Source organism: Micromonospora sp. WMMD975, assembly GCF_029581215.1.
Lineage (GTDB): Bacteria > Actinomycetota > Actinomycetes > Mycobacteriales > Micromonosporaceae > Micromonospora.
In genome coordinates this window covers 5,617,547-5,640,657 of sequence record NZ_CP120739.1, presented here as the reverse complement: position 1 = coordinate 5,640,657, position 23,111 = coordinate 5,617,547, and the positions used below count along the sequence as shown (strand labels likewise).

Here is a 23,111-nt window from a genome sequence, read left to right as displayed (position 1 = left end):
CGGCCCGGCGGTGCCACCCGTGCTGACCTGCCGAGTCGCACCGCCGAGCGGATCCCGGCGACGGGATTCCCGCGGCGACCCGACCGGTGGCCGGGATCCGTCCAACAGGCCCTTCAGTTGTCCATGGGCGCGCCAGTAGGTTGTCATGGCGCGTCCGAGGGGCATTCACGTAAATCCGGACGCGGTCGCATGCGTACGGGAGGAAACGTTGTGGTGAGCGGGTCAACCGAAGGCTCGGGACAGGTCCTGCTGGTCGGATCCAGTGGCGGGCATCTGGCCCAGCTCCTGGCCCTGGAGCCCTGGTACCGGGACCGGCGCCGGGCGTGGGTCACGTTCGACACGCCGGACGCCCGGTCGCTGCTCGACGGCGAGGAGGTGGTCTGGGCCCACCACCCCACCACCCGCAACGTCAAGAACCTGGTCCGCAACGCGTTCCTCGCGCTGCAGGTGATCCGCCGCCGTCGGGTGGACGCGGTGGTCACCACCGGGGCCGGAGTCGCCCTGCCGTTCGTGGTGGCGGCCCGGCTGCGCCGGATCCCGACGATCTACATCGAGGTGTACGACCGGATCGACAGCGCGACGCTCACCGCCCGGCTCTGCCGGCCCTTCCTCAGCGCGATGCTCGTGCAGTGGGAGGAGCAGCGCCGGATGTACCCGGAGGCGACCGTCGTGGGGAACCTCCTCTGATGGCGCACATTCCGCAGCAGCGGGACCGACGGTCCGCGCCCTACGTGCTTGTCGTGGTCGGCACCGACGTGCACCGCTTCGACCGCCTGGTGGGCTGGCTGGAGCGCTGGCACGCCGCCCGGCCCGAGGTCCGGCTGGTCCTCCAGTACGGGCACAGCCGCACGCCGGCCCTGCCCGAGGCGACCCCCTTCCTCGGTCACGAGGAGCTGCAACGCGCGATGGCCGAGTCCACGCTCGTGGTCAGCCACGGCGGCCCGGCCACCATCACCGAGGCCCGGCGCACCGGCCACCTGCCCATCGTGGTGCCCCGCGACCCGGCCCACGACGAGCACGTCGACAACCACCAGCAACTGTTCTCCCGGCGGCTGGGCGCGGCCGGCATGGTCCGGCTCTGCGAGTCGGAGACCGAGCTGCTCGCCGCCCTCGACGAAGGGCTGGCCGATCCGGGCCGGTTCGTCCTGGCCGCCGACCCGGGACGCCCCGACCCGCGGGCCGAGGCGGTCGCCCGGGTCGGCGCCGTGATCGACGACCTGGTGGCCCGCCGGGTCCGCCAGCGGGCCGGCGGGCGGCGCGGATGAGCGCCCCCGCGCCGGAGCAACCGCGCGTCCTGTTCGTCGGCGGTCTCGGCCGCAGCGGGTCCACCCTGCTGGAGCTGCTGCTCGCACAGAGCCCCGACGTGTGCGCGGTCGGTGAGGTGGTGCACCTCTGGGAACGGGCGCTCGGCGCCGACGAGCGGTGCGGCTGCGGCGAACGGTTCACCGCCTGCCCGTTCTGGCACGAGGTCGGCGAGCAGGCCTTCGGCGGCTGGTCCGCGGTCGACCGGGACGACGTGCTGGCGCTCAAGGACCGGGTCGACCGGACCCGGCACATCCCCCGGCTGGCGAAGAACACGCTCGCCCCGGAGCAACTCGCCGACGTCCGCCGCTACGGCGACCTCTACACCCGGATCTACCGCGCCGCGCTCGCGGTGACCGGGGCGCGGGTGGTGGTCGACTCCAGCAAGCACGCCTCGCTCGCGTTCGCGCTGAGCTGGGCCGACGGGCTCGACCTGCGGGTGCTGCACCTGGTCCGGGACAGCCGGGCGGTCGCGTACTCCTGGGGCAAGCAGGTGCGCCGGCCCGAGGTGGTGGACGGCGAGGACTTCATGCCGACCTTCTCCCCGTTCGAGGTGAGCAAGCTGTGGACCGCGCAGAACGCCGCGTTCCACCTGCTCGCCGCGCGCGCGAAGGTGCTGCGGCTGCGCTACGAGGACTTCACCGCCGACCCGGCCGGCACCGTACGCCGGCTGCGCGAGTTCACCGGCCTGCCGGACGACCCGGCGGCGCTGCGCATCCTGGCCGGCGGCCCGGTGGACACCGCCGCCGAGCCGGCCGCACCGTTCCGGGCGCACAGCGTCGCGGGCAACCCGCTGCGGTTCAGCGGCGGTCCGCTGACGGTACGGCGGGACGAGGCGTGGCGGGACCGCCTGCCGCGCCGCAGCCGGGCCGTGGTCAGCCTGGCCACGCTGCCCCTCCGAGTCCGCTACGGCTACCTGGGCCAGCGGGGTTCCGACGATTCCGTGGAGAGATCATGAGTGGGCCGAGCATCTCGGTGGTCGTACCGACGCGGGACCGTCCGGAGCTGCTGCGTGCGGCGCTTGACGCCATCCTCAGCCAGGCGCACCCCGGCCTGATCGAGGCGATCGTGGTCTACGACCAGTCCGAGCCGGACCGGTCGTTGGAGACGGATCGGGGCGACCGGCGGATCCGGGTCATCACCAACACCCACACCGCCGGCCTGGCGGGGGCGCGCAACACCGGCATCGAGGCGGCCACCGGCGACTGGGTGGCGTTCTGCGACGACGACGACGAGTGGCTGCCGGGCAAGCTGGCCGCCCAGTTCGGCGCGCTCGACGCCCACCCGGACGGCGCGCTGGTGAGCTGTGGCATCCGGGTCAGCTACGACGACCGCACGGTGGACCGCTCGCTGGACCGGGCCCGGATCACGCTGGAGGCGCTGCTGCGGGACCGGCTCACCGAGCTGCACCCGTCCACCTTCCTGATCCGCCGGGCCGCGCTCGTCGACGCGATCGGCCTGGTCGACGAGCAGATCCCGGGCAGCTACGCGGAGGACTACGAGTTCCTGCTCCGGGCCGCCCGGTACGCCCCGCTGGTCAACGTGGAGAGTCCGTACGTGCTGGTCCGCTGGCACAAGCGGTCCTACTTCGCGCAGCGCTGGGAGACGATCTCGACGGCGTTGCAGTGGCTGCTGCGCCGCTATCCCGAATTCGCCACCGTCCCGCACGGCGAGGCGCGGGTGGCCGGCCAGATCGCCTTCGCGCAGGCGGCCATGGGCAACCGGCGGGACGCGGTCCGCTGGGCCCGGCGCACGCTGGCGCGCAATCCGAAGGAGCCACGCGCCTACCTGGCGCTGGCCGTGGCGAGTCGGGCGGTGCAGGCCGACCGGGTGCTGCGCACGCTGCACAAGCGCGGCCGGGGCATCTGAGCGCCGGCTGTCCGAGCGGTGACGACGACGGGCGGGCGACCGAGGTCGCCCGCCCGTCGTGCGGTTTCGTCGGCCCGGCTCAGGCCACGCAGAACGCCTTCCACGCCTGGATGCTCGGTTGGTCGAGCAGCCGGAAGTCACCCTGACTGACGGTCTGGTTGTAGTACGCCACGAACTCCGGCCGCTGGCCGTTGAGATAGCCGGTCATGGAGCGGATCCAGGTGGCCCGCCCGGTGCCCGAGTCACCGGGCACCAGGTCGCTGCCGGTCTCCGCGACACCCCACGGCTTGCCAAGCGCCTTGGACTTGCTGATCATCGCGCCGTAGATCTCCTGCGGCGGGGCGTACCGATTCCACTTCTTGCCCCAGTTGTAGCAGTCCCAACCGAGCGTCTCGATCACGTCGCCACCGGGGTAGTACGAGTCGAAGCTGCGCTTGGACTTCGGGTCGAGCGTCCAACACATCAGGATCAGCGTGTTGATCAGCTTCGGGTTGTTCGCCCGGGCGGCGAGACCGGCGACCCGCTTCCACGCCGTGCGGTACGCGTCCGGCGTGAACGCGCCGCGCTCGACGTCGTCCTCCGGCTCGTGGAAGTAGGACCAGTACACGTTGTGGTCGCGCGGGATCGAGGCGAACCAGGAGGCCAGGCGGGAGTCGTGCTTGCCGGAGTTGATCTCCTGGGGTGCGGCCTTGAACGACACCACCACGGTGCGGTCCACCACGTCGGAGCGGCTGCCCGACCAGGCCGGCGGCAGGCCGGGGTAGAAGATCCGGGCCATCTGGAGCTTGCCGAAGGTCCGGTCGGAACGGCTGAGCGCCTGCCCGAAGCTCTCCCCGTTCTGCACGCCGATCGACGCGCCGGGCAGCGTCAGCCGCGTACCGCCGAAGCCCCTGCCGACGCCCGGGGCGGCGGACGCCGACGCCTTCGCGTCGGGCTTGCCGCCGAGGCCCTGTGCGGCGCTCGGGGGTGCGGACCCGGGCTTGGCCGGGGCGCCGAGGCCGGCTGACGGCTTCGGCTGACCCGCGGCCGGCACCTCGCCGGCCTGCGGGTTCGTCGCATCGGGCCGCAGCGCGGCCACCGCGACCCCGCCGCTCGCCACGGCCAGCGTCACGGCCGCCGCGACCATCATTCGCCAACGCGGCCGGGAGCCACCGGGCGGCGGACCCGGGGTGACCGGCGGGTGCGGCGGTCGGCCGGGGCCACCACCCGCCGACCGCGGCTCGGCCGGAGCGTCCGCCAGCGGCGGCCCGGTGAGCGTGGCGGTCGCCGTCGCTCCCTGGCCCCAGGCGGCGCTGTCGGCCGGTCCGGTCCAGCCGGTGCTGTCAGCAGGTCCGGCCCAGGTGGCGCCGTCGGTGGGGCCGGTCCAGCCGGTGCGATCGGTCGGTCCGGCCCAGGTGGCGCTGTCGGCCGGTCCGGTCCAGGCGGTGCCGTCGTGGGATGCCGGCCCGACCGGCGGGCCCCAGCCGGCCGCGGACCCCGGGCCGTCCGGCGCCCAGTCGGCGCCGCCCCGGTCGGGCCCCGGCCAGCCCTGGTCGGGGCCCGACCAGAGCGGCTCCGGGTGGTTGTGGTCGGGCAGCTCCCGGTCAGGCCAGGGCAGGTCACCGCGGAACTCGGCGCGGGCCGCTGGCGGAGCCTCGGCCTCGGGCCAGGGCAGCGCGGGGCTGCCCGACTGGCGCGAAATGTCCTGCCCCGGCCACAGGCCGGTCGGCTGCCCGAAGGCAGTGTGCGGGTCTCGGTCGGCCGGCATGGCCCTCCCTGGCTGTCGGCGGCCCGGGTGGTCGGGCTCAGGTCGGACGCGCATTCCCGTCCGACGATAACCCGCATCACCCCGGCCGTACGTACCGTCACTCTCAGCCGAACGCCTCACCCCGGTCACCGGTGACGGCCGAAGCGGGCATCTCGACCCCGGTCCGGGCGATCGCGTCGAGCAGTCGATCGGCCAACTCGGGGCGGCAGACCAGCAGATCGGGCAGGCGCGGGTCGGCGCGGTTGTAGCGCAGCGGCGACCCGTCGATCCGGGACGCGTGCATGCCCGCGCCCAGTGCCACCGCCACCGGCGCGGCACTGTCCCACTCGTACTGTCCGCCCGCGTGGACGTACGCGTCGACCTCGCCGGTCACCACCGCGCAGACCTTGACCCCGGCCGAACCCATCGGTACGGCCCGGGCGCCGAGCATCTCGACCAGCTCGCCCACGAACGCCGGGGGCCGGCTGCGGCTCACCGCGATCCGGATCGGCCCCTCGGTCGCCTTCGGCGTCGGGCAGGTGGTGCCGAGGACCACCGGCGTACCGTCCACCGTGGTCCGCGCCGGCATGCCGACCGCCCCGGCGACAAGCGCGCCGTCCGGCGCGGCGGAGCGCTGCCAGAGCGCCACGTGCACCGCCCAGTCGTCCCGCCCGGCCTCGGAGAACTCGCGGGTGCCGTCCAGCGGGTCGATGATCCAGACCCGGTCCGCCTCGTGCCGGGGGGCGCGCTCCCCGTCCGCCCAGGCCCGGCGCGCGTCGGCCTCCTCCTCGGAGAGGACCGCGTCCGCCGGCCGCCAGCGGGCCAGCGCCGCGGTCATCAGCTCGTGCGACGCGCGGTCACCGGCATCCTTGAGCGCTTTCGGGTCGGCGAAGCCCTGCCGGTCCCGTAGCGCGGTGAGCGCCACCCCGGCCTCGGCGGCCAGCCACTGCGCGAACCGTTGGTCGTCGAGTCGTCCCGTCTCGTCCTCGGTCACGAGCCCCATCCCTGTCTCGCGGGTCTGCCGACCCGTCATCCTGCGGCGGCGGTGTCACCGACGCCAGCGTCCGGTCGGATCGTAGACAGCTCGCGAGTCGGCTTCGTTTCCCCGTCGACCCTGGTCTACGCCGATGACCGCCCGCATGTTGAACTTCGCGTGTATCGCGGTCGGAGCCGCCGGGCCAGGCCCTAGGCTCTGCGCATGACCGCCGAGCAGCTGATCTCCTTTGCCCGTGGGGCCCCCTCGCTGGACATCGTCGATGTCGAAGGGCTCAAGGCCGCCGCCGTCCGCGCCTTCGACGCCGATCCCGCCGGGGTCACCGCGTACGGCACGTCCGTCGGTTACCCGCCCCTGCGGAAGTGGATCGCCGAGAAGCACGGCGTCGAGGCCGATCAGGTGCTCGTCACGAACGGCTCGCTGCAGGCCGACGCGTTCCTCTTCGACCACCTGGTCCGGCGCGGCGACGCGGTGGTCGTCGAGCGCCCGACGTACGACCGCACGTTGCTCAACCTCCAGCAGATGGGCGGCGAGGTGCACGGCGTGACCATCCAGCCGGACGGCCTGGACACCGCCGAGCTGCGCAAGCTGCTGGAGTCCGGGGTACGGCCGCGGCTGGCCCACGTGATCCCGAACTACCAGAACCCGGCCGGCGTGACGCTCTCCCTGGAGAAGCGCCGTGAGCTGCTGGACCTGGCCGCGGAACACGAGTTCACGATCTTCGAGGACGACCCGTACGCGGACATCCGGTTCCGGGGCGAACCGCTGCCCTCGATGCTGTCGATGGACAGCCGGGGTGTGGTGGTACACGCCTCCAGCTTCACCAAGACGGTCTGCCCGGGGGTCCGGGTCGGCTACCTGGTCGGCCCGGCGGAGCTGATCGCGGCGATCGCCAAGCGCGCCACCAACCTCTACATCTCGCCGGGCATGGTGGCGCAGTCGATCGTGCACCAGTTCTGCGTCTCCGGGGCGATCGAGCGGTCGATCCACACGGTCCGCACGGCGTTGGGCGAGCGCGCCGGGGTGCTTGCCGAGTCGCTGCGCCGGCACATCCCCGAGGCCCGGTTCGTCGAGCCGGACGGCGGCTACTTCCTCTGGATCGAGTTGCCGGCGGACGTCGAGGTGGACCGGCTGGCGCCGGCCGCCGCCGAGCGGGGCGTCGCGGTGGTGAAGGGCAGCGACTTCATGGTCGACGGTGGCCGGCACGCGCTGCGGTTGGCGTACTCCGCGGTGACGGCGGACCGGATCGACGAGGGTGTCCGGCGGCTCGCCGAGGCGATGGCGGCCGTCCGAGGCTGATTTCTGTCGGGTTTCCGACAGAAAGGCCCTGCGGGCCGGCCCGGGTCTCCCGCCCGGCCGGCCTGCGGCCCACAATGCTGCGAGCGTCGCTCACCTTTCCGGTGTTCGGCCCGCACACCGGAAGGCCCGAGCCGCCCGGCCGGGCCGGCGGCGTGCCGAGCATCACTCCCGCCCCCAAGGGGTGCCGGGTGGGCCGCGTCGCCCCTCACCCCCCTGACGCGGCCGGCCCGCCCGGCGCTCACTCCGACCGGCGTAGCCTGCAAGCCGCAGCTTCGTGGGGAGGAGGCGAGAGATGACGGACCGGGTGGCACGCGACCGCAGCGCCGGGCAGAACGGCGACCGACCACCCAGGCCACGCGCCTGGGCCGCGCCGGTACGCGCCATGTCCCGCATCCTCAACGCCGACGGGTCCCCCCGCACACCGCAGCCGGCCCGCCCCGGCCGCAGCGGGATCGTCGACTGCGGGCTCTACGTCGACGGCGAACGTCGACCCGGCCGCCCGCAGTACGCCGAGGCCCTGGCCGCCGCCCGCCGGGAGCGGGACGGGTTCGTCTGGCTCGGCCTGCACGAACCCGACCTGGCCGAGATGACCGAGATCGCCGCCACGTTCGGCCTGCACGAGCTGGCCGTGGAGGACGCGGTCAAGGCCGAGCAACGCCCCAAGCTGGAACACTTCGGCGAGATCGCCTTCCTGGCGGTACGCACCGCCCGCTACTGCGAGCACACCGAGCTGACGGAGAACTCCGAGGTGGTGGAGACCGGCCAGGTGATGCTCTTCATCGGGCCGAACTTCGTGATCAGCGTGCGGCACGGGGACGCCTGCCGGCTGTCGCCGGTCCGCGCCGACCTGGAGGAGAAGCGGGACCTGCTGCGGCACGGGCCGTGGGCCGTCGCGTACGCGATCACCGACCGGGTGGTCGACCTCTACCTGGAGGTCGCCGACCGGCTGGAGGACGACCTCGACGTGCTGGAGGCGGACGTCTTCGACCGGCAGAGCAGCGGCCGGATCCAACGGATCTACCAGATGAAGCGCGAACTGGTCGAGTTCAAGCGCGCGGTGGTGCCGTTGCAGCGACCGCTGATCACCCTCACCTCCCAGGCCAACCGTGCGGTGCCCCACGAGGTGCGGCGCTACTTCCGGGACGTGCAGGACCACCTCAGTCGCTCGGTCGAGCAGGTGAACTCCTACGACGACCTGCTCAACTCGATTCTCCAGGCCCGGCTGGCCCAGGTCACCGTCGACCAGAACAACGACATGCGCAAGATCGCCGCCTGGGCCGCGATCGGCGCGGTGTGGACCGCGATCGCCGGCATCTACGGCATGAACTTCGACAACATGCCGGAGCTGAAATGGACGTACGGCTATCCGGGCATCTGGGCCGTGAACCTGACCCTCTCGTTCGTGCTCTACCGCTGGTTCCGCCGCAACGGCTGGCTCTGACCGCGAGCCCGGCCGGGAGCCGACCGGCCGGGGGCGCGGAAGCGCCGGTCACGCGGGGCGTACCCGCGTGCCGGCGCTGCTCCGACGGCCGGTGCCGACTCAGCGGCGACCGCTGGCCTTCGCGGCGCTCCGGCCGTTCTGCGCGGCCTTGGTGACGTCGTCGGCCGGGCGGCCGGTGACGTCCCGGGCGCCCTCGGCGACCGAGGGGACCTCGCTGTTCGGGTGGATCACCGGGTCACCGGCCGGCGGCGTGGTCGACGAGCTGCTGCCGTCGGCCACGGCCGAGCTGCCGGCCCCGGCCGGACCGGCCTGGGTCACCTTCGCGGTCGGCTCCGGGGTCTCCACCACGATCGTGTCCACGTCCTCCCGCATCGGCTCCAGCGCGCCCTGGCCGGTCGCGCCCAGCGTGCCGGTCGGGTCGTACTCGGCCCACTCCTGCTGCTCGCGGCGGCGACGCATGGCCATCGCCGCGGCCAGGCCGGCGACGGCGCCGGCGATCAGCAGGCCGGTGGTCATGCCCCGCGACCTGCGCTGCTTCTTCTTTCCGGGCTTCATGTTCTTCGCCTTCTTCGTCATCGCGGCCTGCTTCGCCGCCGCCGCCTTGCGACCGGAGAGCGCCTTGCCCGCGGCCTCCGTCCGCGCCTGGCGCACGGCCACGAGCACCGGGGCGAGCGCGGCGGCGCTCGACGCGACGCCACTGGACGCCCGGTCCCGGACCATGACCGCGGTAGGTGCGACGGCGACCCGGGCTGCCTGGACCCGCGGGCCGACCGTGGCACCGGCACCCTTCGCCGCGTACGAGGCGGCCTGCCTCAGGTGATCGATGCCCTGGTTCAACTCGGCCTTGGCGAGCTGGCCCTGGGTCTTGCGCCGCCCGATTCGAAACACGGTCCCACCTCCTGGGAGTTGTCCTTCGTCATCCTCCACCTTCGGATGCCTCCGCATGGCCAGATCGGGCACATGGGAGGATCCGCAAGGAACTGACCAACGAGTGAGGAGTACCCGTGGCCGAGGCTGTCTACGCCACCCTGCACACCAACGCCGGCCCGATCCGGCTGGAGCTCTTCCCGAACCACGCGCCGAAGACCGTCCGCAACTTCGTGGAACTGGCCGAGGGTAACCGTGAATACATCGACCCCCGTACCGGCCAGCCGGGTAGCGGGCCCTACTTCGACGGCACCATCTCGCACCGCGTGATCAGCGGATTCATGGTCCAGATGGGCGACCCGACCGGCACCGGTCGCGGTGGCCCGGGTTACAAGTTCGCCGACGAGTTCCACCCGGAGCTGCGCTTCGACCGGCCGTACCTGCTGGCCATGGCGAACGCCGGGCCGGGCACGAACGGCTCGCAGTTCTTCATCACCGTGTCGCCGACGCCACACCTGAACAACAGGCACACCATCTTCGGTCAGGTGGCCGACGAGCAGTCGGTGAAGGTCGTCGACTCGATTGCGAACACCCCGACCGGCCCGAGCGACCGGCCGCTCCAGGACGTGGTGATCGAGCGGGTCGAGATCGAGCGGCAGCAGTCCTGAGCGTCGCGCGGGTACCTTTGCTCGCATGACTGAGCGCTCCGGGCCGGCAGGCGACGCCACCGAGGGGCCGGTGCCGACCACCCCGGTCTGCTACCGGCATCCCGACCGGGAGACCTACCTCCGGTGCACCCGCTGCGATCGGCCGATCTGCACCGAGTGCATGCGCGACGCCTCCGTCGGCCACCAGTGCCCGGAGTGCGTCGCCGAGGGACGCCGCAGCGTGCGGCCGGCGCGTACCGCCTTCGGTGGCGGTGCCGCCGGCCGCGAGGGCTACGTCACCAAGGCCCTGATCGGGCTGAACGTGCTGGTGATGGTGTTCTCCGTCATCTCCGCCCGGAGCGGGAACGCGATCGCCGGCGGCGGCCTCGGCGGCCTGATGGGCGGCGGGACGCCGTTGACCGAGTGGGGCGCGGTGCTCGGCTTGGCACGCTTCCCCGACGGCAGCGTCGGCGGCGTGGCCGACGGCCAGTGGTATCGACTGGTCACCGCCATGTTCCTGCACTACGGCGTGCTGCACCTGCTGTTGAACATGTGGGCGCTCTGGGTGCTCGGCCGGACGCTTGAGGCGGTGCTCGGGCCGCTGCGCTTCCTGGCGCTCTATCTGCTCGCCGGGATCGGCGGCAACGTGGCGGCCTACGTCTTCACCGAGCCGAACCGGTTCACGGCCGGCGCGTCGACAGCCATCTTCGGCCTGTTCGCCGCGATCTTCGTGATCATGCGCCGGATGGGCCGGGACACCTCGGCGATCGTGCCGATCCTGGTGATCAACCTGATCTTCACATTCACCGTGCCGAGCATCTCGGTGGCCGGGCACCTGGGCGGGCTGGTGGTCGGCGCGGTGGTGGCGCTGGTCCTGGCGTACGCCCCACGGTCGCGCCGGACCGCGTTCCAGGCCGCGGGGGGCGCGATCGTGCTCGTCGCCCTGATCGGCCTGGCCCTGGTCCGCACGGCCGCGCTCACCGGCTGATCCCCACGCCCGGGACGGTCCGGGTTGCTTGATCGACACCACTTCGCCGAAGTGGCGCCATCCCGACGCCCCGGTCACCGCCGGCGCGGGCCCGAGGGCCGGACACGGGAGTGATCATGAAGTTGGCGGCAGCGAGAGAGATCAACACTGCCGTCAACCTCATGATCGCCGCTTGGCTTCCGGAAGGGCGGGCGGGCGGAACAGCGCGGCGCGGTCCGGTGCGGCGCGGCGCGGCGGGAGCAGTGCGCGGCGGGAGTCGGGCGATGGAGGTCAGTGCGCGGCGGGACGGGCGGCGGTGAGGTCGGCGGCGACCTCGTCCAGCGGCGCGTCCAGGTCCCGGCGGCCGAACAGGTGCAACGACTCGCCCGCGTCGATCTCGAGCGTCTCGGCGGTCACCCCACGACGGCTGCGCCGGTCCAGCCGGATCGACTCCACCTCGGCCCATGGCAACCGGCGTCGGCCGGCGTATCCGCGGATCACGGTGAGCCCGTCCGGGTCGACGGCGAGCCGGACCGGCGCGATGATGTCGCGCAGCGCCCAGGCGAGCAGGCCGACGGCGACCGCCCCGGCCAGCGCCGGCCGGACCGGATCGCCGTCGGCCAGGAGGAGGCCCAGGGCGGCCAGGGCGAGCGCACCGAGCGCCTTGACCAGCGGAAGCGCCCGCGGCACCCGCCACTGCCGGGCCGGTGACGGCTGTGGATCCATCCACCCAGCATGCCAGCCGCGACCGCCGGGGCGTGGGAACGGTCGGCCCGGCCGCGACGGGCGCGGGAGAGTGGCTGGCCGGCCCAGTCGTGACCGCCGGGGCTCGGGGAGGAGACCGGCCAGGTCCAGTCGTGACCGCCGCCCGGCGGGGCGATGGCCGGTCAGGCCGGTCGTGACCGCCGGTGCGCGGGGAGGACGACCGGTCGGTCAGCACGTAGGATCGGAGCAAGCGAGGTTACCCGGGAGTAGACATGAGTGACGCGGTCATCGTCGGCGCGGTGCGGACCCCGGTCGGGCGGCGCAAGGGCAGCCTCGTCGGCGTGCATCCGGTCGACCTGTCGGCGCACGTGCTGCGCGCGCTGGCCGAGCGCACCGGCATCGACCCCGGTCAGGTCGACGACGTGTTGTGGGGCTGCGTGTCGCAGGTCGGCGAGCAGTCGTGGAACGTGGCCCGCAACGCGGTGCTGGCTGCCGGCTGGCCGGAGTCGGTTCCCGGCACCACGGTCGACCGTCAGTGCGGGTCGAGTCAGCAGGCGCTGCACTTCGCCGCGGCGACCGTCCTCTCCGGGCAGGCCGACCTGGTGGTGGCCGGCGGTGTCGAGTCGATGACGCGGGTGCCGATGGGTTCCAGCGTGGCCGGCGGGATGCCGTTCAGCGCCGCGATCCTGGAGCGTTACCGCGGGGTGGAGGGTGTCGCGGAGGACTCCGCGCTGCCGTTCAACCAGGGTGTCGGGGCCGAGCTGATCGCGCAGCGGTGGCGTTTCTCCCGCGCCCAGCTCGACGAGTTCGCGCTGGCCAGCCACGAGAAGGCGGCCGCCGCGCAGGACGCCGGCGCGTTCGACCCCGAGCTGGTCCCGGTGCCGCTCGCCGACGGCGGCAAGTTCGCCGCCGACGAGGGCATCCGCCGGGACACGTCGCTGGCGAAGCTCGGCGAGCTGGCCACCCCGTTCCGCGCCGACGGGGTGGTGACCGCCGGGTCCGCGTCGCAGATCTCCGACGGCGCCGCCGCGCTCGCGGTGACCACCGCCGAGTGGGCCAGCCGGCACGGCCTGCGCCCGCTGGCCCGGGTGCATACCGCCGTGGTCGCCGCCGACGATCCGGTCACCATGCTCACCGCCCCGATTCCGGCCACCGCGAAGGCGCTGCGCCGCGCGGGGCTGGGCATCGAGGAGATCGGGGTGTACGAGGTGAACGAGGCGTTCGCCCCGGTGCCGCTGGCCTGGCTGGCGGAGACCGAGGCGGACCCGGAGCGGCTCAACCCGCGTGGCGGGGCGATCGCGCTCGGTCATCCGCTCGGTGGGTCCGGCGCGCGGATCATGACGACGATGCTCCAGCACATGCGGGACAACGGCATCCGGTACGGCCTGCAGACCATGTGCGAGGGTGGCGGCATGGCCAACGCCACGATCGTCGAGTTGCTCTGAGCGAGGAGCCGACGCCCGCGGGCCCGGGTGGAAGTTCCAGAAGTCGGGCGTGACCCATATCACTCCAGGTCAACCGCTCGTTGGACCGGTATGGACGTGTTCTCGCGTACGTTCCTTCCGGCCGCCGCCGAGACCGGCCTGGCGCTCCAGACCGCCACCCGGCACATGCCGGTGTTCCGCCGGTGCGTCGGCTCCGGCGACGCCACCATCCTGGTCACCCGGTGCAGCCGCCCGGAGCATCCGGTCGGCGGCGAATACCTGATGCTCCTCACCCACCGCCGACTGGTGGTGACCCGGCAGACCCGGGTGTTGCACCGGCTGCGCCTGCACCTCAACACCGAGCTGCGGGAACTCAGCAACGTCACGTGGAGTCCGGACCCGCGGGCGCACCGCCTGGAGTTGGCGGCCACCGCCATCGACGGGGTACGCGAGCGGTTTCTCATCCGCACCCACCACCCCAGGGCGGTGTGGCAGCTCGACGCGCTGCTCAACCACGCCTTCCGGACCCGGCTGCGGACTCCGGCGGAACGACTTGTCGCCACCATCGGTGACGCGCCGGCCGGCAACCGGCCCGCCGTGTTCCGCCCGGCGCCGGCCCGCTGACATTCTCCTTACCGAATTCGAACATGTCCCTGACGGTCCGGTGGGCGGCCGGTCGGTCATCATGGGCCGGTGACCGCCGCCGACGCGCAGCGCGGGCTCGTCCTCGTGGTCGAGGACGAACCCGCCATCGCCGACCTGGTCCGGCTCTACCTGACCCGGGACGGCTTCGGCGTACACCTGGAACGGGACGGCACGGCCGGGCTGGCCGCCGCGCGGCGGCTGCGCCCGGTGGCCTGCGTGCTCGACATCGCGCTGCCCGGCCTGGCCGGCACCGAGATCTGCCGGCGGCTGCGCGCGGCGGGTGACTGGACGCCCGTCATCTTCCTCACCGCGCGCGACGACGAGGTGGACCGCGTGGTCGGCCTGGAGTTGGGCGCGGACGACTACGTCACCAAGCCGTTCAGCCCGCGTGAGCTGGTCGCCCGGGTGCGGGCCGTGCTGCGCCGCAGCGCCGGCACGCCGCCCGAGCAGCCGCGGGTGCTCGGCGCGGTGACGCTCGACCCGGCCCGCCGGGCGGTGACCGCCGGCGGGGTTCCGGTGCAGCTCACCTCCACCGAGTTCGACCTCCTGGCCCACCTGATGGCCCGTCCCGGCCGGGTCTTCACCCGGGAGGAGCTGCTGGCCGCCGTCTGGGGCTACGTGGCGCACGGCGGCACCCGGACCGTGGACGTGCACGTGGCGCAGGTCCGGGCGAAGCTCGGCCCGGTCAGCGTGATCCGCACCCACCGTGGCGTCGGGTACGCGGCAGATGCGTGAGCAGCACACGGTGGCGTTGCCGATCGTCCGGCCCGGCCCCGCCGCGCCGCCGGCCCGCCGCTGGTACGGCCACACCCTGACCGCCCGCGCGGTGCTCGTCACCTGCGCGGTCGCGCTGGTGTCGGTGCTTGTCACCGCGCTGGTCGCGGTCCCGCTGGCGGTGCGCGGCGTGGAACGTCGGGACCAGGCCGCGCTTGCCGCGCAGGCCCGGCTCGCCGCCGACGTGCTGCGGGTCCGGGCGGTGCGCCAGCGCGACGGCGCCGGGGACCGGCTCATCCGGCAGCTCCGCCAGCAGCAGATCGAGGTGTACGTGCTCCGGGGCGGCCAGGTCGACCGGAGTGGGCTGCCCGCGCCGCTCGTCGCTCGGGTGGCCGCCGGCGGGAACGTCTCCGGCCGGCGGCTGGTCGACGGGGAACGCCGGCTGGTCGAGGCGCGGGCGCTGCCCGGCGGCGACGGGGTGGTGCTCACCCGGGCCGTCACCGCCGGCCCCTGGCGGCAGGTGCTGCGCGGGCTGTGGCTGCCGCTGCTGGCCGGCCTCGCCGCCGGGGCCGCCGCCGGGCTGCTGCTCGCCCGCCGGCTGGCCCGGCCGATCCGGGTCGCGGCCGACGCCGCCGCCCGGCTGCGCGCCGGTGACCGGGCGGTCCGGGTGCCGGTCGAGCCGCCCGACGAGGTCGCCGACCTGGCGTACGCGCTCAACGGGCTGGCCGCCGCGCTCGCCACGAGCGAGGGGCGGCAGCGGGAGTTCCTGCTCTCCGTCTCGCACGAGTTGCGGACCCCGCTGACCGCGATCCGCGGCTACGCCGAGGCGCTCGCCGACGGTGTCATCGGCGCGGACGCGGTCCCGGCGACCGGCCGGACCGTGCTCGCCGAGGCCGAGCATCTGGACCGGCTGGTGAGCGACCTGCTCGCGCTGGCCCGGCTGGAGGCCGCCGACTTCCCGCTCGAACCGGGTCCGGTGGACCTGACCCGGGTCGTCGCCGACGCCGAGCGCACCTGGTTCGACAGGTGCGCGGCGGTCGGGGTGCCGTTCCGGGTGGAGACGCCCGGCGCGCCGGTGCCGGCGTACACCGATCCGGGGCGGATCCGGCAGGTGGTGGACGGGCTGTTGGAGAACGCGCTGCGCGTCGTACCCCCGGGGTCGCCCGTGGTGCTCGCGGTCCGGCCGGCGGGCGGGAGCCCGGCGGCCGGCGGGGTCCTGGAGGTCCGCGACGGCGGGCCCGGCTTCACCGACGACGACCTGGCGGTGGCGTTCGAACGCGGCGCGCTGCACCAGCGGTACCGGGGGGTGCGCAAGGTGGGCAGCGGGCTCGGGCTGGCGCTCGCCGCCGGGCTGGTGCGCAGGTTGGGCGGCGACATCGCCGCCGGGCACGCCCCGGAGGGCGGCGCGGCCTTCGCCGTCCGGCTGCCCGCGGATCCTTACCTGGCCCGAACATCGGCCTGACGCTGCGCGCGCGTCACCGGGGGATGCTGACGTCACCACCGACGAGAGGAACACCGATGGCACGTCAGCGAATCGTCACCGGCGCCACCGCACTGCTCGCCGCCGCGGCGCTCGGCCTCGCCGGCTGCGGCGCGGCACAGTCCGGCGTCGACGCGGCGCAGTCCGGCGTCGGCGCGGCCGGGGAGAGCGCGGTCGAGGTGGCCGCCGCCATGGGCGTGGACGGACAGGCGCTGGCCGCGCTCGGCGTCGACCCGGCCGACCTGGACGTCGACCCGGTCGCGGCGCCCGCGCCGTCGGCCTCCGGCACGCCGGAGGCCGGACCGAAGCGCAAGGGGGACCGGGCCCAGGAGTGGCGCAAGCGGGGCCGGGCCCGGGTGCTGCTGCGGAAGAACACGCTGCACGGCGAGGTGGTGGTGCAGACCAAGGAGAAGGGTACGAAGACCGTCGCCGTGCAGCGCGGCGCGGTGACCGCGATCGACGCGACGTCGGTGACCGTGAAGTCCACCGACGGTTTCACCATGACCTGGACGTTCGACGAGAAGCTGCGGGTGGTCGAGCGCCGCGCCACGATTCGGTCGACCGACGTCAAGGTCGGCACGACGGTCGGGGTGGCCGGGACGAAGGAGGGCGACAAGGGGGTCGCCCGGCTCATCGTGGTGCCACTCAAGCAGAAGTAGGGTGGGCGGGCTGCTGTGACCTGACGAGCCCGCCAGGCTACGCTAAGCCCCGACTTGCCATCGCCTCCGTGGAGAACCCGTGAAGCTCTCGATCCTCATGCCGGTCTACAACGAGGAAGAACGTATCGCGGATGCGCTCAAGCAGGCATTGGCGGTCGACTATCCGTGTGAGATCGAGCTCGTCGTCGTGGACGACGGCAGCCGGGACGGCACCGGCGAGGTGCTCGGCCGGGTCGACGACGCCCGGCTGCGGGTGATCACCCACCAGCGCAACGCCGGCAAGGGCGCGGCCATCAAGACCGCCGTGGACAGCGCCGAGGGCCAGTACATGGTCATCCTCGACGCCGACCTCGAATACGACCCGCAGGACATCCCGCGCCTGCTGCAGCCGGTGCTCGACGGGCACGCCACCGTGGTCTACGGCAATCGCACCTTCGGCAGCCACAGCTCCTACAGTTTCTGGTACGTGATGGGCAACAAGGGCGTCACGCTGGCCGCCAACATGCTCTACAACTCCTACATCGGCGACCTGGAGACCTGTTTCAAGCTGATGCCGTTGGAGCTCTACCGTTCGCTCCAGGTGCGCTCGCGGGGCTTCGGCATGGAGGCCGAGGTCACCGGCAAGCTGCTCCGCCAGCGCATCCGCCCCTACGAGGTGCCGATCAGCTACCGCGCCCGGGGTCGCGAGGAGGGCAAGAAGATCACCTGGAAGGACGGCGTCGAGGCGATCTGGATCCTGGCCCGCGAGCGCGCCCGGCGCCGCCCGGCCAAACCCGCCGCCGCTCGCTGACCCGCACGGCGACCTGAGGACCCCGCACCGCTCCCGGTGCGGGGTCCTGTCGTGCCGGGAGCGGTGCGGGGTTCCGTCGTGCCGGCGTTTCCGCCGGCTTTCAGCCGGCCGGGCTGAGGAACGCGTCGACCGAGCGCCGCAGGCCGGTCGCGTCCAGGCCATGCCAGCGGTCGTGGTCCTCCGGCGCGCCGTAGCGGCGCAACTCCGTCCGGCCCACGCCGAGGGAGAGCAGCCGGTGCGGCCGGTCGGCGAGCGCCTCGGCCACCACCCGGGCCGAGGTGCCGGCCAGGTACGGCTCGACCAGGATCACCTCGGCGCCGGCAAGCGCCCGCAGCCCGGCGGTGTCGAACGGCCGCGGCCGGTGGGTGTAGGCCACCGTGACCGGCCGGTCGGCCACCGCGCGCAGCGCGGCGTCCAGCACCGGCCCGACCGCCACCAGCAGCGCCGCGCCCGGCCCGGCGTCGCGGACCACCCGCAGGTCACCCGCCTGCGGGTACGCGACCGCGTTGCGGGCGGTGGACAGTCGCAGGTACGCCGGGTCCCGCCCGCACACCACGTCGCGCAGCAGCGGGCGTACCTCGTCGGGGTGGCCGGGCACGTGCACGGTCCACCCGTCGAGCGTGTCGATCAGCGCCACGTCGGCCGGCGCGAGGTGGGTGCGCCCGGCCGCCGCCCGGTCGTACGAGGCGCCGATGCTCACCAGCACCGCACCGACGCCCTGGTGGTCGAGGTCCAGCTTGATCTGCTCGTACGCGCGCTCGACCAGGAACGGGGCGTAGCTGTGCACGATCGGCCGCTGCCCGGTCAACGCCAGCCCGCCGGCCACGCCGATCATGAGCTGTTCCCGGATCCCGACGTTCACCACCCGGTCCGGGTACCTGGTGGCGGCCGGGGCGAACGCGGCGGCGGAGATGTCCGCCAGCACGAGCACGCTCCGGGGGTCCGCAAGCACCTCCTCGGCGCTCGACACGAATACGTCCCGCATGGTCATGGCGTCACTCCCCGTCGGCGACGGCCGCGACGACGACGTGCGGCCGGTGGTGGTCGTGCCCGGTCAGGGCGGTGTGCAGGGCGTCGTGGTGGTGGCCGTCGACGGCGGCGCCGGTCCACCCGTTGACGGTGAACCGGCTCGCCGCGCCGCCCGGCCAGCCGTGCGTGGCGGAGCGGTTGTCCACCACGATCGCGGTCAGGTTGCCCAGCCCGGTCGCGCCCGCGTACGCGATCGCCTCGTGGTTGGCGCCCTCGTCCAGTTCGGCGTCGCCGAGCAGCACGTACACCCGGGGGTTGGTCCGTCCCTGGGCGCGCAGGCCGAGCGCGACGCCCACGCCCAGCCCGAGCCCGTGGCCGAGCGAGCCGGTACCCACCTCCACGCCGGGCACCAGCGTCCGGTCCGGGTGGTCACCGAGCCGGCTCGCCGGGCCGCCCTGGTCGTCCAGCCACTCCGCCGGCACGAAACCCCGGGCGGCGAGCAGCGCGTAGTACCCGGCGACCGCGTGCCCCTTGGAGAGCAGGAACCGGTCCCGGTCGGGATCGTCCACGGTGGCCGGGGTGATCCGCAGCACCCGGTCGTAGAGGACCTGGAGCACGTCGAGCGTCGAGTACACGTTCGCGCCGAACTCGCGGCCGGCGCGCACCCGGTCCAGCAGCGTGGCCAACTCGGTGGCGGTGGTCGTCGTCATGTCGATAGCCTCGAACCTCAACCGAACTTCACCTCAAGGTCCTGTGATGCACGAGGCAACCCTGACCATCGGCCAGCTCGCCGACCGCAGTGGCGTGGCACCCTCCGCGCTGCGCTACTACGAGCGGCTCGGCCTGATCCACGCCGCGCGCACCGGCGGCAACCAGCGCCGCTACGCCCGCACCGAGCTGCGCCGGGTCGCCTTCATCCGGATCTCCCAGCAGGTCGGCGTGTCGCTCGATGAGATCCGGGAGGCGCTCGAATCGCTGCCCGCCGGGCGCACGCCCACCCCGGAAGACTGGGCCGCGCTCTCCCGGGCCTGGCGGGACCGGCTCGACGAGCGGATCCGGCTGCTCGGCAAACTCCGCGACGACCTGGACGGCTGCATCGGCTGCGGCTGCCTGTCGTTGCAGCGCTGCACGCTCTACAACCCCGGTGACTCGCTGGCCACCGAGGGCCCCGGCGCGCGCCTGGTGCTCCCCCGGGACTGAGGCGTCACCGCACCAGCAGCACCTTGCCCAGGTGGTCGTTGGTCTCCACCAGCCGGTGCGCGTCGGCGGCGTCCGCCATGTCGACCCGCGCGTGCACCACCGGCCGGACCTTTCCGGCCTCCACCAGCGGCCACACCTGCTCGCACACGCCCCGGGTGATCGCGGCCTTCTCGACGAGCGGACGGGAGCGCAACGCGGTCGCGTGCACCGAGGCCCGCTTCGCCAGCAGCATCCCGAGATCGAGTTCGCCCTTCCGGCCGCCCTGCATGCCGATCACCACGAGCCGCCCGCCGGTCGCCAGCGCCGCCACGTTCCGCGGCAGGTAGGACGCGCCCATGATGTCCAGGATCACGTCCGCGCCGCGCCCGCCGGTCACCCGGCGTACCTCCTCGACGAAGTCCTGCTCCCGATAGTCGATGGTGTGCGCGGCGCCCAGCGCGCGCAGCCGCTCGTGCTTCGCCGCCCGCGCGGTCACCACCACCGTGGCACCGAGCGCCACCCCGAGCTGGATCGCGAACGTGCCGATGCCGCTGCCGCCGCCGTGCACAAGCAGCGTGTCCCCCTCCGCCAGCCCGGCCAGGTCCACCACGTTCGACCAGACCGTGCAGGCCACCTCCGGCAGCGCCGCCGCTTCCACCAGGTCAACCCCGGCCGGCACCGGCAGCAACTGCCCGGCCGGCACGGCCACCCGCTCGGCGTACCCGCCGCCGGCAAGCAACGCGCAGACCTCCTGGCCCACCGACCAGCCGGTCACGTCCGCGCCGAGCGCCCGGACCGTCCCCGAGCACTCCAACCCGGGGTACGCGGGCGCGCCCGGCGGCGGCGGATAGTGGCCCTGCCGTTGCAGCAGGTCGGCCCGGTTGACCGCGCTGGCCCGCACGTCGACGACCACCTCGCCGGGGCCGGGCTCGGGATCGGGGACCTCGGCCCAGACGAGCGCCTCGGGTCCGCCGGGTTCGCTGATCGTGATCGCACGCATGGCACAGTCTTACCCGATCCGCGGTTCATGGCAGACTAGGCGCGGTCGCGTACCCCGTGCGGGAGCGCGCCGGGAGGGTTCGCCTAGTGGCCGATGGCGCTGGTCTTGAAAACCGGTAAGGCAGCGATGTCTTCGTGGGTTCGAATCCCACACCCTCCGCCCGCGACACCCAGGAGGCAGCGGTGACGGACGCGGCGGTGGCCGACGTGCTGGCCGAGCTGGCCGCGCTCGACGACCCGAAGGTTCGCGCGGTCAACGAGAAACACGGCGACGACCACGGGGTCAACCTGGGCCGGCTCCGCGCGCTCGCCAAGCGGCTGAAGACGCAGCAAGAGCTGGCCCGTGAGCTGTGGGCCACCGGGGACAGCGCGGCGCGGCTGCTGGCGCTGCTGATCTGCCGGCCGAAGGCGTACGGGCCGGACGAGTTGGACGCCATGCTTCGCGCGGCGCGCACGCCAAAGGTGCACGACTGGCTTGTCAACTACGTGGTGAAGAAGAGCCCGCACGCCGAGCCGCTGCGGGTGGCCTGGCTCGCCGACCCGGATCCGGTGGTCGCGAGCGCCGGCTGGGCGCTGACCACGGAACGCGTGGCGCGAAGACCGGCCGGGCTCGACCTGCCCGGCCTGCTCGACGTCATCGAGGCGGAGATGCGGGACGCGCCGGACCGCCTCCAGTGGGCGATGAACCACTGCCTGGCCCAGATCGGGATCGAGCACGCGGCGCTGCGCGCCCGGGCGGTCGGCATCGGGGAGCGCCTGGCGGTGCTCAAGGACTATCCGACGCCGCCGGGCTGCACGTCCCCGTACGCGCCGGTCTGGATCAGTGAGATGGTGCGCCGGCAGCACGACAGCGGGGTATGAAGGGGCGCAGGACATTTTCCCGCGCACTTCGGAAGGACCCGTTTCGATGACCCTGGAACGACCGATCGCCCCGGATCCGTACGAGCTGCTGCCGACCGTGCCGTCGTTCGACCTGACGAGCGACGACGTGCACAACGGCGAGCCGATGGACGCCCGGTACGCGCACGACAGCGCCGGCGGTGAGAACGTCTCGCCGCACCTGTCCTGGTCGGGTTTCCCGGCGGAGACGAAGAGCTTCGTAGTCACCTGCTTCGACCCGGACGCCCCGACCGGCAGCGGCTTCTGGCACTGGGTGCTTGTGAACGTGCCCACCTCGGTCACCGAGCTGTCCACCTCGGTGCGGGAGGCCGACCTCGGCGGCGCGTTCAGCATCCGCAACGACTACGGCGACACCGGCTACGGCGGCGCCGCGCCGCCGCCGGGGGACCGCCCGCACCGGTACGTCTTCGCGGTGCACGCGGTCGACGTGGAGCGCCTCGACGTGGGCCGGGAGGCCAGCCCGGCCTACGTCGGCTTCAACCTCGCGTTCCACACCCTGGCCCGAGCCGTGATCCGCCCCACGTACCAGCTCAAGGACTGAGGTGTAAGGCGGGGGCCCTTCTTAACAGGTAGGTGTTAAGAAGGGCCCCCGCCTATACCGGAAGCGTTAAGCGGGGCCCCCGCCTTACACCCGGGCCACCGCGAACACGGACTGGCCGAACGGGGGGCGCAGCAGTTGCTCGGCGGCCTTGGTGGCGGGCAGCACCAGCGTGTCGTAGACCTTGACCATCGGGCCCTCCTTCGGCATCAGCCGGAAGACCTTGGTGGCCATGAAGTAGCCGATCAGGCCGAGCGCGTTCGCGTAGTGGATCTTCTCGACGGTGAGCCCGGCCTCGGTCATGGCCGTGGCGAGCGACTTCTTGGTGTAGCGCCGGACGTGCCCGGTGGCGATGTCCGCCGGGCCCATCGCGAACTGGAACGCCGGCACGATGATGATCACCGCGCCACCGGGGCGGACCAGGTCGCGCATGCTGCGCAGCGCGCCCACGTGGTCGTCGATGTGTTCCAGCACGTTGTACGACACGGCGGCGCTGTAGTCGCCCCGCTCGGTGTGTGGCAGCAGCATCTGCCGGACCTCGATGCCGGGGTGCTGGGCCAGTCGTTCCTTGAGGTTGACGAGCCGGTCCGGGTCGGCTTCGGTGGCGGTGAGCCGGGGGATGCGCTCGATCCATTCGAGGGCGTAGTCGCCCAGGCCGCTGCCGATCTCGATGGGGTTGTCACCGAGGTAGGGCACGGCCAGCTCGACGAACCAGCGGCGGTGGTTGACGGCTGTGGCCAGCCCTTCGAGCACCTCCGCCTGGACGCGCTGATCCCCAGTGATTTCTGCCATGCGTCGATTCCTCACGATATTCCTGACCCGCGCCTGGACCGTCAGAGTCAACCATCTGGATGGCTGAGGGGAAAATCGGGACACCGGGGGTGGCCGAATGCGGTCGGGTGGGGCACGTGATCGGCGGTCGGCGAACTCGGCACATAGTACGTGAGTCCCCGAAAAATGTCACGGGGCCGTCATAATCCGACTACGCTCTGAATTG

At 73.2% G+C, this 23,111-nt stretch carries 25 protein-coding genes and 1 tRNA gene; 18 read left to right on the top strand and 8 right to left on the bottom strand.

The genetic code is table 11. From position 1 onward, the window contains the following. The first annotated feature begins 189 nt into the window (after positions 1 to 189). From O7613_RS25030 to O7613_RS25015, 4 genes are read left to right on the top strand one after another with little or no spacing between them, the layout of a single operon-like run. Positions 190 to 687 (top strand): UDP-N-acetylglucosamine--LPS N-acetylglucosamine transferase, encoded by a 498-nt coding sequence (locus O7613_RS25030; RefSeq protein ID WP_281585920.1) that lies wholly within the window; start codon positions 190 to 192, stop codon positions 685 to 687. After that, complete coding sequence (locus O7613_RS25025) at positions 687 to 1,265, top strand: glycosyltransferase (protein WP_281585921.1); 579 nt, start codon at positions 687 to 689, stop codon at positions 1,263 to 1,265. The genes O7613_RS25030 and O7613_RS25025 overlap by 1 nt, the downstream gene beginning before the upstream one ends. Continuing rightward, entirely contained in the window at positions 1,262 to 2,260 is a 999-nt protein-coding gene (locus O7613_RS25020; RefSeq protein ID WP_281585922.1) for a sulfotransferase, read from the top strand. Before O7613_RS25025 ends, O7613_RS25020 begins: the two co-directional genes overlap by 4 nt. Next, complete coding sequence (locus O7613_RS25015) at positions 2,257 to 3,171, top strand: glycosyltransferase family 2 protein (protein ID WP_281585923.1); 915 nt, start codon at positions 2,257 to 2,259, stop codon at positions 3,169 to 3,171. The genes O7613_RS25020 and O7613_RS25015 overlap by 4 nt, the downstream gene beginning before the upstream one ends. Before the next feature lie 79 nt (positions 3,172 to 3,250). On the opposite strand, the gene O7613_RS25010 is transcribed toward O7613_RS25015, so the two are convergent. Beyond that, positions 3,251 to 4,918 carry a hypothetical protein gene (locus O7613_RS25010; protein ID WP_282290292.1) on the bottom strand — a complete coding sequence of 556 codons (1,668 nt, stop codon included), beginning with the start codon at positions 4,916 to 4,918 and terminating at the stop codon, positions 3,251 to 3,253. 103 nt (positions 4,919 to 5,021) lie between these two features. Next, complete coding sequence (locus O7613_RS25005; RefSeq protein WP_281585925.1) at positions 5,022 to 5,900, bottom strand: 3'(2'),5'-bisphosphate nucleotidase CysQ; 879 nt, start codon at positions 5,898 to 5,900, stop codon at positions 5,022 to 5,024. 195 nt (positions 5,901 to 6,095) lie between these two features. Between O7613_RS25005 and O7613_RS25000 the strand changes: the two genes are divergently transcribed. Next, positions 6,096 to 7,190, top strand: a complete 1,095-nt coding sequence (locus O7613_RS25000; protein WP_281585926.1) for a PLP-dependent aminotransferase family protein — start codon at positions 6,096 to 6,098, stop codon at positions 7,188 to 7,190. Positions 7,191 to 7,482: 292 nt separating this feature from the next. Next, positions 7,483 to 8,631 carry a magnesium/cobalt transporter CorA gene (gene corA / locus O7613_RS24995; RefSeq protein WP_281585927.1) on the top strand — a complete coding sequence of 383 codons (1,149 nt, stop codon included), beginning with the start codon at positions 7,483 to 7,485 and terminating at the stop codon, positions 8,629 to 8,631. Positions 8,632 to 8,730: 99 nt separating this feature from the next. Here corA and O7613_RS24990 read toward each other — a convergent pair whose 3' ends face one another. Next, entirely contained in the window at positions 8,731 to 9,576 is an 846-nt protein-coding gene (locus tag O7613_RS24990; protein ID WP_282290291.1) for a hypothetical protein, read from the bottom strand. A 59-nt stretch (positions 9,577 to 9,635) separates the two neighbouring features. On the opposite strand from O7613_RS24990, the gene O7613_RS24985 reads away from it, so the two are divergent. Together O7613_RS24985 and O7613_RS24980 are read left to right on the top strand one after the other, a co-directional pair. Next, positions 9,636 to 10,166, top strand: a complete 531-nt coding sequence (locus O7613_RS24985) for a peptidylprolyl isomerase (protein ID WP_281585929.1) — start codon at positions 9,636 to 9,638, stop codon at positions 10,164 to 10,166. A gap of 25 nt (positions 10,167 to 10,191) precedes the next feature. After that, positions 10,192 to 11,133: a rhomboid family intramembrane serine protease gene (locus tag O7613_RS24980; protein WP_281585930.1), complete on the top strand. Its 942-nt coding sequence runs from the start codon at positions 10,192 to 10,194 to the stop codon at positions 11,131 to 11,133. A gap of 270 nt (positions 11,134 to 11,403) precedes the next feature. Here O7613_RS24980 and O7613_RS24975 read toward each other — a convergent pair whose 3' ends face one another. Then, positions 11,404 to 11,838 (bottom strand): PH domain-containing protein, encoded by a 435-nt coding sequence (locus O7613_RS24975; RefSeq protein WP_281585931.1) that lies wholly within the window; start codon positions 11,836 to 11,838, stop codon positions 11,404 to 11,406. A gap of 251 nt (positions 11,839 to 12,089) precedes the next feature. Between O7613_RS24975 and O7613_RS24970 the strand changes: the two genes are divergently transcribed. The 6 genes from O7613_RS24970 to O7613_RS24945 all read left to right on the top strand — a co-directional run bounded on the left by O7613_RS24970 (position 12,090) and on the right by O7613_RS24945 (position 17,529). Then, a complete protein-coding gene (locus tag O7613_RS24970) occupies positions 12,090 to 13,262 on the top strand; it encodes an acetyl-CoA C-acyltransferase (protein ID WP_282290290.1) in 1,173 nt (390 codons plus the stop codon). Between the two features lie 90 nt (positions 13,263 to 13,352). Further along, on the top strand, positions 13,353 to 13,865 hold the full coding sequence (locus O7613_RS24965; RefSeq protein WP_281585933.1) for a hypothetical protein: 513 nt from the start codon (positions 13,353 to 13,355) through the stop codon (positions 13,863 to 13,865). 69 nt (positions 13,866 to 13,934) lie between these two features. Continuing rightward, the gene (locus tag O7613_RS24960; protein ID WP_281585934.1) at positions 13,935 to 14,621 is read left to right on the top strand and encodes a response regulator transcription factor; all 687 of its coding nucleotides are present in this window, start codon (positions 13,935 to 13,937) and stop codon (positions 14,619 to 14,621) included. After that, positions 14,614 to 16,062 carry a HAMP domain-containing sensor histidine kinase gene (locus O7613_RS24955; protein ID WP_282290288.1) on the top strand — a complete coding sequence of 483 codons (1,449 nt, stop codon included), beginning with the start codon at positions 14,614 to 14,616 and terminating at the stop codon, positions 16,060 to 16,062. The genes O7613_RS24960 and O7613_RS24955 overlap by 8 nt, the downstream gene beginning before the upstream one ends. A gap of 56 nt (positions 16,063 to 16,118) precedes the next feature. Beyond that, entirely contained in the window at positions 16,119 to 16,739 is a 621-nt protein-coding gene (locus O7613_RS24950) for a hypothetical protein (protein ID WP_281585936.1), read from the top strand. Positions 16,740 to 16,818: 79 nt separating this feature from the next. Next, on the top strand, positions 16,819 to 17,529 hold the full coding sequence (locus tag O7613_RS24945) for a glycosyltransferase family 2 protein (protein WP_282290286.1): 711 nt from the start codon (positions 16,819 to 16,821) through the stop codon (positions 17,527 to 17,529). Between the two features lie 100 nt (positions 17,530 to 17,629). On the opposite strand, the gene O7613_RS24940 is transcribed toward O7613_RS24945, so the two are convergent. Both O7613_RS24940 and O7613_RS24935 read right to left on the bottom strand, forming a co-directional pair. Next, positions 17,630 to 18,514, bottom strand: a complete 885-nt coding sequence (locus O7613_RS24940; RefSeq protein ID WP_282294610.1) for a transketolase — start codon at positions 18,512 to 18,514, stop codon at positions 17,630 to 17,632. Between the two features lie 10 nt (positions 18,515 to 18,524). After that, on the bottom strand, positions 18,525 to 19,208 hold the full coding sequence (locus O7613_RS24935; RefSeq protein ID WP_282290284.1) for a transketolase: 684 nt from the start codon (positions 19,206 to 19,208) through the stop codon (positions 18,525 to 18,527). A 46-nt stretch (positions 19,209 to 19,254) separates the two neighbouring features. Here O7613_RS24935 and soxR point away from each other — a divergent pair, with 46 nt between their 5' ends. Next, positions 19,255 to 19,698 (top strand): redox-sensitive transcriptional activator SoxR, encoded by a 444-nt coding sequence (gene soxR / locus O7613_RS24930; protein WP_281585939.1) that lies wholly within the window; start codon positions 19,255 to 19,257, stop codon positions 19,696 to 19,698. Positions 19,699 to 19,702: 4 nt separating this feature from the next. Here the strand turns inward: soxR and O7613_RS24925 are convergent, their stop codons facing one another. After that, positions 19,703 to 20,677 (bottom strand): NAD(P)H-quinone oxidoreductase, encoded by a 975-nt coding sequence (locus tag O7613_RS24925; RefSeq protein WP_282290282.1) that lies wholly within the window; start codon positions 20,675 to 20,677, stop codon positions 19,703 to 19,705. Between the two features lie 72 nt (positions 20,678 to 20,749). Between O7613_RS24925 and O7613_RS24920 the strand changes: the two genes are divergently transcribed. From O7613_RS24920 to O7613_RS24910, 3 genes are all read left to right on the top strand, one after another. Continuing rightward, a tRNA-Ser gene (locus tag O7613_RS24920) sits at positions 20,750 to 20,836 on the top strand. 23 nt (positions 20,837 to 20,859) lie between these two features. After that, positions 20,860 to 21,537, top strand: a complete 678-nt coding sequence (locus tag O7613_RS24915) for a DNA alkylation repair protein (RefSeq protein WP_282290280.1) — start codon at positions 20,860 to 20,862, stop codon at positions 21,535 to 21,537. 46 nt (positions 21,538 to 21,583) lie between these two features. After that, on the top strand, positions 21,584 to 22,117 hold the full coding sequence (locus O7613_RS24910; RefSeq protein WP_281585942.1) for a YbhB/YbcL family Raf kinase inhibitor-like protein: 534 nt from the start codon (positions 21,584 to 21,586) through the stop codon (positions 22,115 to 22,117). A gap of 84 nt (positions 22,118 to 22,201) precedes the next feature. Here O7613_RS24910 and O7613_RS24905 read toward each other — a convergent pair whose 3' ends face one another. Beyond that, positions 22,202 to 22,906 (bottom strand): class I SAM-dependent methyltransferase, encoded by a 705-nt coding sequence (locus O7613_RS24905; RefSeq protein ID WP_282290279.1) that lies wholly within the window; start codon positions 22,904 to 22,906, stop codon positions 22,202 to 22,204. Positions 22,907 to 23,111: the final 205 nt, after the last annotated feature.

Coding starts and splice junctions, on each gene's coding strand:
- O7613_RS24980 (WP_281585930.1), top strand. CDS start 10,192: ATGACTGAGCGCTCCGGGCCGGCAGGCGACGCCACCGAGGGGCCGGTG.
- O7613_RS24925 (WP_282290282.1), bottom strand. CDS start 20,677: ATGCGTGCGATCACGATCAGCGAACCCGGCGGACCCGAGGCGCTCGTC.
- O7613_RS24955 (WP_282290288.1), top strand. CDS start 14,614: ATGCGTGAGCAGCACACGGTGGCGTTGCCGATCGTCCGGCCCGGCCCC.
- O7613_RS24975 (WP_281585931.1), bottom strand. CDS start 11,838: ATGGATCCACAGCCGTCACCGGCCCGGCAGTGGCGGGTGCCGCGGGCG.
- O7613_RS24905 (WP_282290279.1), bottom strand. CDS start 22,906: ATGGCAGAAATCACTGGGGATCAGCGCGTCCAGGCGGAGGTGCTCGAA.
- O7613_RS25025 (WP_281585921.1), top strand. CDS start 687: ATGGCGCACATTCCGCAGCAGCGGGACCGACGGTCCGCGCCCTACGTG.
- O7613_RS24970 (WP_282290290.1), top strand. CDS start 12,090: ATGAGTGACGCGGTCATCGTCGGCGCGGTGCGGACCCCGGTCGGGCGG.
- O7613_RS24940 (WP_282294610.1), bottom strand. CDS start 18,514: ATGCGGGACGTATTCGTGTCGAGCGCCGAGGAGGTGCTTGCGGACCCC.
- O7613_RS25030 (WP_281585920.1), top strand. CDS start 190: ATGCGTACGGGAGGAAACGTTGTGGTGAGCGGGTCAACCGAAGGCTCG.
- O7613_RS24935 (WP_282290284.1), bottom strand. CDS start 19,208: ATGACGACGACCACCGCCACCGAGTTGGCCACGCTGCTGGACCGGGTG.
- corA (WP_281585927.1), top strand. CDS start 7,483: ATGACGGACCGGGTGGCACGCGACCGCAGCGCCGGGCAGAACGGCGAC.
- O7613_RS25015 (WP_281585923.1), top strand. CDS start 2,257: ATGAGTGGGCCGAGCATCTCGGTGGTCGTACCGACGCGGGACCGTCCG.
- O7613_RS25005 (WP_281585925.1), bottom strand. CDS start 5,900: ATGGGGCTCGTGACCGAGGACGAGACGGGACGACTCGACGACCAACGG.
- O7613_RS24910 (WP_281585942.1), top strand. CDS start 21,584: ATGACCCTGGAACGACCGATCGCCCCGGATCCGTACGAGCTGCTGCCG.
- soxR (WP_281585939.1), top strand. CDS start 19,255: ATGCACGAGGCAACCCTGACCATCGGCCAGCTCGCCGACCGCAGTGGC.
- O7613_RS24965 (WP_281585933.1), top strand. CDS start 13,353: ATGGACGTGTTCTCGCGTACGTTCCTTCCGGCCGCCGCCGAGACCGGC.
- O7613_RS24990 (WP_282290291.1), bottom strand. CDS start 9,576: ATGCGGAGGCATCCGAAGGTGGAGGATGACGAAGGACAACTCCCAGGA.
- O7613_RS25010 (WP_282290292.1), bottom strand. CDS start 4,918: ATGCCGGCCGACCGAGACCCGCACACTGCCTTCGGGCAGCCGACCGGC.
- O7613_RS24950 (WP_281585936.1), top strand. CDS start 16,119: ATGGCACGTCAGCGAATCGTCACCGGCGCCACCGCACTGCTCGCCGCC.
- O7613_RS25000 (WP_281585926.1), top strand. CDS start 6,096: ATGACCGCCGAGCAGCTGATCTCCTTTGCCCGTGGGGCCCCCTCGCTG.
- O7613_RS25020 (WP_281585922.1), top strand. CDS start 1,262: ATGAGCGCCCCCGCGCCGGAGCAACCGCGCGTCCTGTTCGTCGGCGGT.